This window comes from Allokutzneria oryzae (genome assembly GCF_042429765.1).
GTDB classification, from domain to species: Bacteria; Actinomycetota; Actinomycetes; order Mycobacteriales; family Pseudonocardiaceae; genus Allokutzneria; species Allokutzneria oryzae.
The window spans coordinates 368,797-380,565 of the sequence record NZ_JBHLZU010000027.1 but is presented as its reverse complement, the minus strand read 5'-3'; the positions used below and the strand labels follow the sequence as shown (position 1 = coordinate 380,565).

Below are 11,769 nucleotides of genomic sequence, written 5' to 3'. Positions count from 1 at the left end.
ACCCATTCATGGACTTGTCTGCTATTTCGCTACGCGAATACGCCAGCGAGCAGCTACAGGGCCTGCACAGGGCTGTCGGTTTCATGGATGCACCCCGTGACACGATGGATCTGCTCAGCAACCTGTTGGGCCCCGGTGGGGTGCACCTACTCTCTGAACCACCATTATGGTCGTCTGATCTGTCCGACGACAAGACTCCAATCGAGTTCTCGGTCGCCTTTGAGGGGGACGGTACGCCTACGGTCCGCTTATGCGTTGAGCCGACCGCGGAGAGGCCGAGTCACGCCGCGAACGTGCAAGTCTCCAAAGAAATACTGCAATTTTACTCCGAACGGTTCAATTTCTCGCTCGAACAGTTCCACCGAGTGAGCGAACTGTTCCTCTCCCCGGGACTGCGCGGACGATTCGCCATCTGGGTGGCGGTGGTGCTCAAACGGAACGACCGGCCGTCGTTCAAGGTGTACTTCACCCCGGACGAGCGGGCGCTCGCCGAGGCGCCCGCGCTGATCGAGGAGGCACTGCACCGGCTCGGCTTCCGGGACGCGTTCGGCCCGCTGTGCCGGCACGCGTTGCGCCCGGGGCTGGGCCTGGACCACTTCACCTTCTTCTCGCTGGACCTCGGCGAACGCTCGCGGTCCAGGGTGAAGGTCTACGCCTCGCACTTCTCCGCCGACGTCACCGACATCGAGCGGGCCGCGAGGCTGGCAAGGGGCGTGGAGCCGGGCAGGCTGCGCGACTTCTGCTACCTGGTCGGCGGCGGCCCCGGCCCGTTCGCGGCCCGGCCGCTGATCTCCAGCTACGCCTTCGTTGAGGGGGACACCGACCGGCCGAGCGGATACACGCTGCACCTGCCGATCCGGGACTACGTGACCGACGACGCGTTGTCCCGGGCCAGGGTGAACGCGCTGCTGTCGCAGCAGGGCTTCGACTCGGCGCCCTTCGAGGACGCGCTGGGCGTGGTCGCCCGGCGGCCGCTCGACCAGGGTGTCGGGATGATTCCCTACGCCTCGCTCCGCCTGGGGCTGGTGCGGCCCGGCGTGACGGTGTACCTCTCCTCGGAGCTGTACCAGGTCGTGCCGCCGCGCTCGTGGCACTCCTTGGCGGAGAACTTCTCCGTCCCGGCAGTCCCCGCCAGCCGAGCGGGCGACCTGTCGCTCAACTCCGCGCAGTAGCTCAGCGAGAAAGGAGCACCTGGCGTCATGCCGATCATGGAGCCGTACCGGATCAAGGTCGTCGAGCCTATTCCGATCACTACTCCCGAAGACCGGCGACGGTGGCTGGCCGCCACCGGGTACAACCAGTTCAGTCTCCGAAGCGAGCAGGTCACCATCGACCTGCTCACCGACTCGGGCACCGGCGCGCTCTCCGCGGCGCAGCAGGCCGCGGCGGCGTCGGCGGACGAGACGTACGCGGGCGCCAGGTCGTTCTACCGGTTCCGTGAGGTGGTCAGCGACCTGACGGGCTACCGGCACATCCTCCCGGTGCACCAGGGCCGGGCCGCCGAGCGCATCCTGTTCTCCGCCGTGCTGCGGCAGGGGATGATCTCGGTCAGCAACACCCACTTCGACACCACCAGGGCCAACGTGGAGCTGCTGGGCTGCCAGGCGCTGGACCTCCCCTGCGCGGAGGCCGCCGACCTGGACAGCGCCGAGCCGTTCAAGGGCAACATCGACCTGGCGCGGCTGCACGCGGTGCTCAGCGGGCCGGAGCGGTCCCGGGTGGGCCAGGTGCTCATGACGATCACCAACAACGGTGGCGGCGGGCAGCCGGTGTCGATGGCCAACATCGAGGCGGCCAGCAGGCTCTGCAGGCAGTACGGCGTGCCGTTCTTCCTGGACGCCGCCCGCTTCGCCGAGAACGCGTGGTGGGTCACCCAGCGCGAGCCCGGCTACGCGGAGATGACACCGCGCCAGGTGGCGCAGCGGGCCTTCGCGCTGGCGGACGGGTGCGTGGCCAGCCTGAAGAAGGACGGCATCGTGCACATGGGCGGCCTGGTCGCGGTCAACGACCCGGTCCTGGCCGAGCACTGCGAGATGCTGTGCACCGCGACGGAGGGCTTCCGCACCTACGGCGGCCTCGCCGGGCGGGACCTGGAGATGCTGGCGCAGGGGCTGATCGAGGTCACCGACGAGCGGTACCTGCGGTCGCGGGCGGACGCCACCGGCTACCTCGGCGAGCTGGCCAAGTCCGCCGGTGTGTCCATTGTGGAGCCCGCGGGCATCCACGCGATCTACCTCAACGCCAAGCGGCTGCTGCCGCACCTGACACCGGGGCAGTTCCCCGGCCACGCGCTGGCGTGCGAGCTCTACCTCCAGGGCGGCATCCGCTGCGTCGAGCTGGGATCGCTCTACCTCGGCACGCTCGACGACCGCGGTGAGCTGCTCAGCGGGCCGCCGTTCGAGCTGGTGCGGCTGGCGGTGCCGAGACGGGTCTACACCCAGAGCCACCTGGAGTACGTCGGCGAGGTGCTGGAGTCGATCGCGAAGCACCCCGAGCGGGTTCCGGGCTACCGGATGACACACGTTCCGAAGCTGTTGCGGCACTTCAACTGCCGGCTCGAACAAATGACATGACTGTCCGTTTTGCACTCTTTATTCCGATTTTCGGGGCGTGGTCGCTCGCCGGATAGGGTGAAGATCCCCAACCGTCCCGGAACCGGAGGAGAGTGCGCATGCCCAGCACTTCGACACTGCCGGTGGGTCAGCCCTGCTGGGCGGAACTGCCGACCCCCGACCTCGGGTCCACACAGGACTTCTACCGATCGGTGCTCGGCTGGGACTTCGAGACCCGGCGCGACGACAAGGGCGCCGAGTACACCGTGGCGACGCTGTTCGGCGAGACCGTCGCGGGCCTGCGCGCGCACGACGGCCAGGTCCGCGACTGGACTCTCTACCTCGCTGTCGCGGACCTGGCCCGCAGCGCACACCAGGTGCGGCGCTTCGGCGGCTCGGTCCTGGAGGAGCCGCAGGTGCTGCCGGGGCTGGGCGCGAAGGTGCTCATCGACGATCCCAGCGGCGCGACGGTCGGCCTGTGCCAGCCCGCGCGGGACTGGTCGTTCACCGTGGGCCTGCCGGGCTCCCTGGTGTGGGCGGAGCTTGTCACGCCGCGGCCGACGCTGGCAGACAGGTTCTTCGGCGCGCTGTTCGGCTACGAACAGCAGCAGATCGCCGACGGGACCCGGGTCGACCACGTCATCTGGTACGTCGAGGGCGAGTCAGTGCTGGCCCGGGTGCGGATGAACCTGGACAGCGCGGAACCGGTGCCGCCGAGGTGGATCGCGCACTTCGCCATCGACCCGGACGTGGGCTTCGACGAGACCCTGGAACGGGCACGGGCAGCCGGGGCGCGGTTGCGGTTCAAGCCCTACGGCTCCTCGATCGGCAAGGTCGTGGTGCTCTCCGACCCGCTGGGCACCCGGTTCGCGCTGATCGACCCGAGCCAGGTCGTGAACGAGTACGACTCGCCGCCCGAGGACCCTTACGACGACTAGGCCCCGCACTGTCCACTGTGGATCGTCTCGGCGTACAGCCGCTTCGGGACGACCATCCGCCACGCCTGCACGACGATCGCCTCCAGCTCCCGCTCGTCCACGGCGCCGAGGCGGAGGTTCAGCCAGTTGAAGCGCTCGTCGGCGGGCTCCGGCGGGAGGAACGTGCCGGGTTCCGCGGCCAGCTGGGCCGCGCGTTCCTCCCGGGGGAAGGCGAAGCCCATCGTCGTCTCGTCACGGGACAAGGCGAGGTAGACGATGCGGCCGACCCGGAACTTCACCCGGTCGCGGATGAGGTGCTCGGTCGTCCTCGGCAGTGCCAAGGCGATACGGCGGACGTGCTCGACGGTGACCATGGCCGCACCGTAGCTCCGAGGTCTGACTGTCAGGGGTCTGTCCTACCTTCGCGAACATGACGGATCAGGTAGTCGAACTTCGGCAGTACACGCTGCGGCCGGGCACCAGGGACACCCTCATCGAGCTCTTCGACCGGGAGTTCGTGGAGACCCAGGAAGCCACCGGCATGCGGATCATCGGTCAGTTCCGCGACGCCGGGAACCCGGACCGGTTCGTGTGGCTGCGGTCCTTCGCGGACATGGAAACCCGTGAGCGGGCGCTGACCGCCTTCTACGGCGGGCCGGTGTGGGCGCGGCACCGCGACGCCGCGCGGGCGACCATGGTGGACACCGACAACGCGCTGTTGTTACGGCCCGTCAGCAACGGCTTTCCCTTATGCGACAGGCCAGTTCCTGGGGCGACCGCCCTGCCGGAGAGCAGGTTCCTCGCGACGGTCCACTACCAGGATGCGCCGTTCGACGACTCGTTCGCCGACAAGCTCGGCTACGCGCCGATCGCGTGCTTCCGCTCGGAGTACGCCGCGAACACCTACCCCGCGCTGCCCGTGCGCGAGGGCGAGCACGTGTTCGTGACCTTCGAACGGTTCTCCGGGGCTCTCCGCGGTGGCTCTGGTAAGGAGGAGCTGGTGCTGCGGCCGACGTCGCGGTCCGCGCTGCGGTAACCGATCAGCCGAGCAACGACATCCAGTGGTCCCAGAACGCCTGGCCGACCAGCAGCAGGATCATCACCAGCCAGGTGGTCACCACGGTGCTGTGGTAGCGCACCAGCAGTGGCGCGCGCACCCCCAGGTATCCGCGGTCCAGGTTGTGCGCGGTGGTGTACCAGAAGACCGGGATCGTCGCCGCCCACACGACCATGCAGTACGGGCAGAGGGCGCGGATGTCGTACAGGCTCTGGATGATGAGCCAGTGGACGAAGACCACGCCGAGGGTCGCGCCCACCTGGAGGCCGAGCCACACCCAGCGCGGCAGCCGCGCTCCGGTCAGCAGGACCACGCCGAGGGTGGTCACCACCGGGAACGCGATCACGCCGAGCACCGGGTTGGGGAAGCCGAACAGCTCCGCCTGCGGTGAGCGCATCACCGAGCCACAGCTGAGCACCGCGTCCACGGTGCACGAGGGGATGTGGAACGGGTTGGCGAGGAGGAGGAACTTCTCCACCACCAACGCGAAGGACGCGGCGGTGCCGAGCGCGCCGCCGACGGTCAGCACGAGCGCGACGACGCGCGTCAGGAAGGAGGTGGTGTCCCGGTTCTCGACGGACTCCCCCGTGCCGGCGGTCATCGGCCGGCCAGGGCGTTGTCCACGGCGTCGCGCAGGTCCTGGAGCGACCGGGGGCTGAGCTTCACGCCGTTGACGTAGAAGCTCGGCGTGCCCTCGACACCGGCGGTCTCGCCGTCGGCCTGGTCCTTGGCGATCCGCGCGGCCGTGGCGGGGTCGGCGACGGCGGCCTTGAACCGGGCCACGTCCAGGCCCAGTTCGGCCGCGTAGCCCTCGAAGGTGCTCGCGCGGGACTCGGTGCTGTGGCCCCACTTCTCCTGGTTCTCGAACAGCTTCAGGTACATCTGCTCGAACTTGCCCTGCTGCGCGGCGGCCTCGGCGGCCAGCGCGGCGTTCTGGGCGTTGGGGTGGCTGGCGATCGGGAAGTAGCGCACCACGTAGGTGATCTTTCCGGCGTAGTCCTTGCGCAGCTGCTCCACCGCAGGGAAGGCGCCCGCGCAGGCCTCGCACTCGAAGTCGAGGAACTCGACCATGGTGACCTTGCCGTCGGGCGCGGTGGAGATCTTGTGGCTGTCCGGGCGCACCAGCACCTCCGCGGGCACCCGCTTCACGGTGGTCGTGGCCGGCGCGTCGCCGGGGGTGTTCGCCGCCTGCGGAGAGCCACCGCCCCGGAGGAACACGAACGCGGCCACGATGATCACCACCGCCGCGACGATGCCGACGGTGATCTTGGCGTTCTTCGTCATCCTGGGGCTTCTCCATGTGCGGGGGTCGTCCGGGACCTGTGTAACCGGACGGCCGTCAAGCTGAGGTGATATGCCCAGATTCGACCACGGTGCCCGGGTGGGTCGTTCTTCGGGGCGATGGGGTGGTCGGCGTCGATGACGTTGCTCTGTCGTTTCGGGGCCGTGTTGCCGAAGGGCGTTGCTGTTCAGGGCTGTGCTGCCGCGCTTGTCGTGCTGTTGAGGGCTGTGGCGGAGTTGACGCCGTGGCGGAGTTGAGGGCTGTGCTGCCGCGCTTGTCGTGCTGTTGAGGGCTGTGGCGGAGTTGACGCCGTGGCGGAGTTGAGGGCTGTGCTGCCGCGCTTGTCGTGCTGTTGAGGGATGTGGTGGCGTTGACGCCGTGGCGGAGTTGAGGGCTGTGGCGGCGTTGAGGGCTGTGGCGGCGTTGAGGGCTGTGGCGGCGTTGACGCCGTGGTGGCGTTTACGGCCGGGCTGCCGCCCCGACTCCGTCGGGTTGCCCTCGGATAATTCTCCCGGACTCGGGCGCGCATTTCCTTGACCACCCACTACCGCTAGCCCGCTCACCTCTAGTGGTGGCGGGCTAGCCGGGGTCGGGTTTTAAAACGGTGGAGCAGGATCCGCTATCGGCTCCGGTTCCCGCACATACGTTCTTCCCATCGGGGTGGTCCAGATATGGATACCACCCGGGAGCTGGGTTCGTTTCCACCGCGTGTGGTGTTTCATTACGTGATGCCGTCGACATTTCGCACCCAGATCATCCGCGACCGTGTTCGTCCCGTCGAACGGCTCGCAATGATCCAGATCGCACCGGTGCGCCGGTTGCCGACAGCCGATCGCCACACACGTGACATCCCGCGCCCGGACCAGGTCCGCGAGAGCCGCTGACGGGCGGTAGTTGGTGCGCCCCACATCCACCGCTACCCCAGTCACCGGGTCGGTGAGAATCCGCTTCCAGGTGCCGCCCGCGGCGATGTCACGGGCCACGTCTGCGGGAATCGGGCCATAGCCCGCGAGCATCCCCGGCTCCTGGTCCATCCCCATCAGCGTGGTGGCGGGGAGGGTCACCAGGACCTTCACCTCACCCTGCGGGGCTCCGGTCTCCTTGCCCATCAACAGGTCAAAGGCGACATCGGCGCGGCGCTGGTCCATGGTGCGCTCATCGTCCAGGCCTCGGGCGATCCGGTCCCACACCAGGGCTCCCTGGAGGGCGGTGAACTGGAACCGCAGCGCGCACATCGCGTCGTCGAGGTTGAGCTTCTCCACCCGCCGGGTGCGCTTCTTCTCCTCATGCCGCCGGGCGGCTGCTTCCGGGTCGATCTTGGCGATCAGGCGTTGGGCGTGTTGGCGGATCCGGCTGTAGTGATGGGTGCGGGCGTACTCCACCAGTACCGCTTCCACGATCTCGGCGTGCACAGCGGTCAACGGTTCCAGTTGGTTGACGATCAGCAGGGCTTTGCCTTGGTCGATCCGACCCTCCTCCAGGGCGGCGAGGACGGCGGGGCGGGAGGCGAGGTTCTCGGCGTGGTTGATCAGGGTGCTGGCCTTGCGTGAGGAAATCGAGAGCAACGCGCCGACCTCATCGCCGAGGTAGGGGTATTCCGCGAAATCCGTGCTGACCACCAATTCGGCGAGACAGCGTGCCAGGACCGCGTGCGCGTGATTCACGGCGCGGTAGGCGTCCTCGATTGCGTCGAGGGTCTCATCCGGGGCCATATCCCTATTCTATCGCGCCAAAAATGGTGATCATGGCTCTACAGGGTGAAATTGGGTGCTACTTTTCGTAGCGAAATGTGCGACCTCACGAAAGGGGGCTCTCGTAATCCTGGTGAAGGTCTGGGGGTATCTGTAGGCGATCATGGTCGGGTGCGGGTTATCACGGCATCGCGGTCGGAGTGGATTGCCCCGTTCACCAGGTTGGAGCCGGGCCAGTTCCAGCAAGCTGGTGCGACTGGTGGCCCGGTGGGGTGGCGAGGAGATCGTGGACGGCACGCTGGTGCTGCCCCGGGATCATCGGCTGGTCATCGCCGCCGGCGACCCGCCACCGGGTAACCGCAACGACTGCACCGTCCACTGCGGCATCCGCGCTCGGGTCGAGCGCGCCCTGGCCACCATGAAGTGCTGGAAGAACCGCCGCGAGCACCCTGACCGACGCGGTATCCGGGATCGCCCACCTGCACAACATCGTCCGCACCGGCTGACCGGAAACCCGCCAGCACCAACAACAAGATCAGTTACGGGAGGTCCCTCAGCGAGCGACCACGGGCAGCTCCACGGGGTCGTGGAGCTGCCCCGTCACGAGGTCAGCGGGGTGCCGCTGGGCCTTCCTCCAGGTCGCCCTCGGCGCTGAGGTAGATCTCCTGGAGCGCTTCGAGGGTCTGCGGCTCCGGGTGCTGCCACATGCCCCGGTTCGCCGCCTCCAGCAGGCGCTCGGCGATGCCGTGCAGCGCCCAGGGGTTGGACTCGGTGAGGAACTTGCGGTTCTCCTCGTCCAGCACGTAGGTCTCGGTCAGCTTCTCGTACATCCAGTCCGCGACCACGCCCGTTGTGGCGTCGTAGCCGAAGAGGTAGTCCACGGTCGCCGCGAGCTCGAAGGCCCCCTTGTAGCCGTGCTTGCGCATCGCGGCCAGCCAGCGCGGGTTCACCACGCGGGCGCGGAAGATCCTCGTGGTCTCCTCGCTCAACGTCCTGGTGCGCACCGCGTCCGGCCTGGTGCTGTCGCCGATGTAGGCGGCAGGTGCCTTGCCGGTGAGCGCGCGGACCGTGGCGATCATGCCGCCGTGGTACTGGAAGTAGTCGTCGGAGTCGGCGATGTCGTGCTCGCGGGTGTCGATGTTCTTGGCCGCCACCGCGATCCGCTTGTAGGCGGTCTCCATGTCCGGCCGCGCCTGCACGCCGTCCAGCTCGCGACCGTAGGCGTAACCGCCCCAGACCGCGTAGACCTCCGCGAGGTCGGCGTCGTCGCGCCAGTTGCGGCTGTCGATCAGCGGCAGCAGTCCCGCTCCGTACGCGCCCGGCTTCGAGCCGAAGATGCGCATCGTGGCCCTGCGCTCGTCGCCGTGCGCGGCCTTGTCGGCCAGCACGTGGGCGCGGACGAAGTTCTGGTCCGCGGGCTCGTCGAGCTCCGCGACCATCCGGACCGCGTCGTCGAGCAGGCCCACCACGTGCGGGAAGGCGTCGCGGAAGAAGCCGCTGATGCGCATGGTGACGTCCACGCGCGGGCGGCCCAGCTCCTCCAGCGGGACGACTTCGAGGCCGGTGACGCGGCGGGACTGGTCGTCCCACACCGGGCGGACTCCCAGCAGCGCGAGGACCTCGGCGATGTCGTCGCCCGCGGTGCGCATCGCGCTGGTGCCCCAGATCGACAGCCCCACCGACGGCGGCCATTCGCCGGTGTCGGCGCGGTAGCGGGCCAGCAGCGAGTCCGCCATCGCCTGGCCGGTCTCCCAGGCGAGGCGGCTCGGCACCGCCTTGGGGTCCACCGAGTAGAAGTTGCGGCCCGTCGGCAGCACGTTCACCAGGCCGCGCAACGGAGATCCGCTCGGGCCCGCCGGCACGTAGCCGCCGTCGAGGGCGTGCAGCACCATGTCCAGCTCGTCGGTCGTGCGCGCGAGCCGGGGCACCACCTCGACCGCCGCGAAGGTCAGGATCTCGGTGATCTGCTCGTCGGCGCGGCCGAGCACCTCGTGCGCGACACCGGCCGCGGCGGCGGCGTCCCACAGGGCGTTCTCCATGCCCAGCACCAGCTTCCGCGCGGTCTCCTCGACCGCGTCGGTGCCGGTCCTGGACGCCGTGCCGTCCTCGACCAGCCCCAGCGCCTCGCGCAGTCCCGGCAGCGCCGCGACCTTGCCGCCCCACATCTGGCGGGCCTGGAGCATCGCCAGCACCAGGTTCACCCTGGCCTCGCCGGTCGGGGCCAGGCCGAGCACGTGCAGGCCGTCGCGGATCTGGACGTCCTTGACCTCGCACAGCCAGCCGTCGACGTGCAGCAGGAATTCGTCGAACTCCGCGTCGTGCGGGCGGTCGGCCATCCCGAGGTCGTGGTCCAGCTTGGCCGCCTGGATCAGCGTCCAGATCTGGGCGCGGATCGCGGGCAGCTTGGCCGGGTCCATCGCGGCGATGTTGCCGTACTCGTCGAGCAGCTGCTCCAGCCGCGCGATGTCGCCGTAGCTGTCGGCGCGGGACATCGGCGGCACCAGGTGGTCGACCAGGGTGGCGTGCGTGCGGCGCTTGGCCTGCGTGCCCTCGCCGGGGTCGTTGACCAGGAACGGGTAGATCAGCGGCAGGTCGCCGAGCGCGGCGTCCGGGCCGCAGGCCGCCGACATGCCGACCGTCTTGCCCGGCAGCCACTCCAGGTTGCCGTGCTTGCCGACGTGCACCACCGCGTGCGCGCCGAAGTCCTCGGCCAGCCAGCGGTATGCGGCCAGGTAGTGGTGGCTCGGCGGCAGGTCGGGGTCGTGGTAGATCGCGATGGGGTTCTCGCCGAAGCCGCGCGGCGGCTGCACCATCACCACCACGTTGCCGGTGCGCAGCGCGGCGAGCACGATCTCGCCGTCCGGATCGCTTGAGCGGTCGACGAACAGCTCACCTGGCGCCTCGCCCCAGTGCTGCTCCATCTCCTCGCGCATGTCCTCCGGCAGCGTGGAGTACCAGGCGCGGTAGCGGGCGGCTGGCATCCGCACCGGGTTGCTGGTGATCTGCTCCTCGGTGAGCCAGTCCGCGTCCTGGCCGCCCGCCGCGATCAGCGCGTGGATCAGCGCGTCACCGTCGAGCGCGGCCAGTCCTGGCAGCGCGTCGGGGCCGTCGAGCGGGCCGACGTCGTAGCCGCGCTCCCGCATCGCGGTGAGCAGCCGCACCACGCTGGCCGGGGTGTCGAGCCCGACCGCGTTGCCGATGCGGGAGTGCTTGGTGGGGTAGGCCGAAAGCATGATCACGATGCGCCGTTCGGCCGGTGGGATGTGCCGCAGCACGGCGTGCCGGTAGGCGATTCCCGCCACCCGCCGGGCCCGCTCGGGGTCGGCGACGTAGACAGTCAGGCCGTCGGCGTCGATCTCCTTGAAGGAGAACGGGACCGTGATGATCCGCCCGTCGAACTCGGGGATGGCCACCTGCGTCGCGGTGTCCAAAGGGGACAGTCCGTCGTCGTTGTCGTCCCACGCGGCGCGGCTGCTGGTGAGGCAGAGTGCTTGCAGGATCGGCACGTCCAGCGCCGCGAGCGCGCCGACGTCCCACGCTTCCTCGTCGCCACCGGCGGAGGCGGCAGCGGGTTTGGTGCCCCCGGCCGCGAGCACTGTGACGACCAGTGCGTCGGCGGTGCGCAGGGTTTCCAGCAGCTCCGGCTCCGCGGTGCGCAGCGAGGAGCAGTAGATCGGCAGCGCCCGCGCCCCCGACTCCTCGACGGCGTCGCAGAGCGTGTGGATGAACGCGGTGTTCCCGGCGACGTGGTGTGCGCGGTAGTACAGGATCGCGACCGTCGGGCCGTCGTCGCGACGTGCCGTGCGCTCCAGCGGACCCCATGTCGGTGTCGGAGCCGGTGGGGCGAAGCCGAAACCGGTCAGCAGCACGGTGTCGGAGAGGAACTTGTGCAGCTCGGCGAGGTTGGCGGGGCCGCCGTGCGCGAGGTAGGCGTGCGCCTCCGCGCACACCCCGCCGGGCACCGTGGACAGCTCCATCAGCTCGGCGTCGGGGGCCTGCTCACCGCCGAGGACCACCACCGGGCGCTCGCCCGCGAGCAGCGCGTCCAGGCCCTCCTCCCAGGCGCGGCGGCCGCCGAGGATGCGCACCACCACCAGGTCGACGCCCTCGGTCAGCTCGGGCAGGTCCTCGGCGCCGAGGCGGGCGGGGTTGCTCAGCCGGTAGTCCGCGCCGCTGGCGCGGGCGGACATCAGGTCGGTGTCAGAGGTCGACAACAGCAGGATCACTCGGCACGCTCCGCTCCCCCGGGGTCCTCGCCCCGGCTCGTGTG

The 11,769-nt window shown here is 69.3% G+C and carries 9 protein-coding genes and 1 pseudogene; 5 read left to right on the top strand and 5 right to left on the bottom strand.

What is annotated here, in order from left to right; all coding sequences use genetic code 11:
- Positions 1–8: 8 nt before the first annotated feature.
- The 3 genes from ACFFQA_RS32135 (at position 9) to ACFFQA_RS32125 (ending at position 3,490) form a co-directional block, all read left to right on the top strand.
- Positions 9–1,172 carry a tryptophan dimethylallyltransferase family protein gene (locus ACFFQA_RS32135; protein WP_377860473.1) on the top strand — a complete coding sequence of 388 codons (1,164 nt, stop codon included), beginning with the start codon at positions 9–11 and terminating at the stop codon, positions 1,170–1,172.
- 27 nt (positions 1,173–1,199) lie between these two features.
- A complete protein-coding gene (locus ACFFQA_RS32130) occupies positions 1,200–2,573 on the top strand; it encodes a tryptophanase (protein WP_377860471.1) in 1,374 nt (457 codons plus the stop codon).
- Between the two features lie 98 nt (positions 2,574–2,671).
- A complete protein-coding gene (locus tag ACFFQA_RS32125; protein ID WP_377860469.1) occupies positions 2,672–3,490 on the top strand; it encodes a VOC family protein in 819 nt (272 codons plus the stop codon).
- Here the strand turns inward: ACFFQA_RS32125 and ACFFQA_RS32120 are convergent.
- The gene (locus tag ACFFQA_RS32120; RefSeq protein ID WP_377860467.1) at positions 3,487–3,843 is read right to left on the bottom strand and encodes an MmcQ/YjbR family DNA-binding protein; all 357 of its coding nucleotides are present in this window, start codon (positions 3,841–3,843) and stop codon (positions 3,487–3,489) included. The genes ACFFQA_RS32125 and ACFFQA_RS32120 overlap by 4 nt on opposite strands.
- A gap of 56 nt (positions 3,844–3,899) precedes the next feature.
- On the opposite strand from ACFFQA_RS32120, the gene ACFFQA_RS32115 reads away from it, so the two are divergent.
- A complete protein-coding gene (locus tag ACFFQA_RS32115) occupies positions 3,900–4,505 on the top strand; it encodes an NIPSNAP family protein (protein WP_377860465.1) in 606 nt (201 codons plus the stop codon).
- A 4-nt stretch (positions 4,506–4,509) separates the two neighbouring features.
- On the opposite strand, the gene ACFFQA_RS32110 is transcribed toward ACFFQA_RS32115, so the two are convergent.
- The 3 genes from ACFFQA_RS32110 to ACFFQA_RS32100 form a co-directional block, all read right to left on the bottom strand.
- Complete coding sequence (locus tag ACFFQA_RS32110; RefSeq protein ID WP_377860463.1) at positions 4,510–5,127, bottom strand: vitamin K epoxide reductase family protein; 618 nt, start codon at positions 5,125–5,127, stop codon at positions 4,510–4,512.
- On the bottom strand, positions 5,124–5,810 hold the full coding sequence (locus ACFFQA_RS32105; RefSeq protein WP_377860461.1) for a DsbA family protein: 687 nt from the start codon (positions 5,808–5,810) through the stop codon (positions 5,124–5,126). The genes ACFFQA_RS32110 and ACFFQA_RS32105 overlap by 4 nt, the downstream gene beginning before the upstream one ends.
- A gap of 594 nt (positions 5,811–6,404) precedes the next feature.
- Positions 6,405–7,520: an HNH endonuclease signature motif containing protein gene (locus ACFFQA_RS32100; RefSeq protein ID WP_377860459.1), complete on the bottom strand. Its 1,116-nt coding sequence runs from the start codon at positions 7,518–7,520 to the stop codon at positions 6,405–6,407.
- Between the two features lie 150 nt (positions 7,521–7,670).
- Between ACFFQA_RS32100 and ACFFQA_RS32095 the strand changes: the two are divergent.
- Positions 7,671–8,005, top strand: a pseudogene (locus ACFFQA_RS32095) (hypothetical protein).
- Positions 8,006–8,107: 102 nt separating this feature from the next.
- Here ACFFQA_RS32095 and cobN read toward each other — a convergent pair.
- Positions 8,108–11,725 carry a cobaltochelatase subunit CobN gene (gene cobN, locus ACFFQA_RS32090; protein WP_377860457.1) on the bottom strand — a complete coding sequence of 1,206 codons (3,618 nt, stop codon included), beginning with the start codon at positions 11,723–11,725 and terminating at the stop codon, positions 8,108–8,110.
- Positions 11,726–11,769 lie beyond the last annotated feature (44 nt).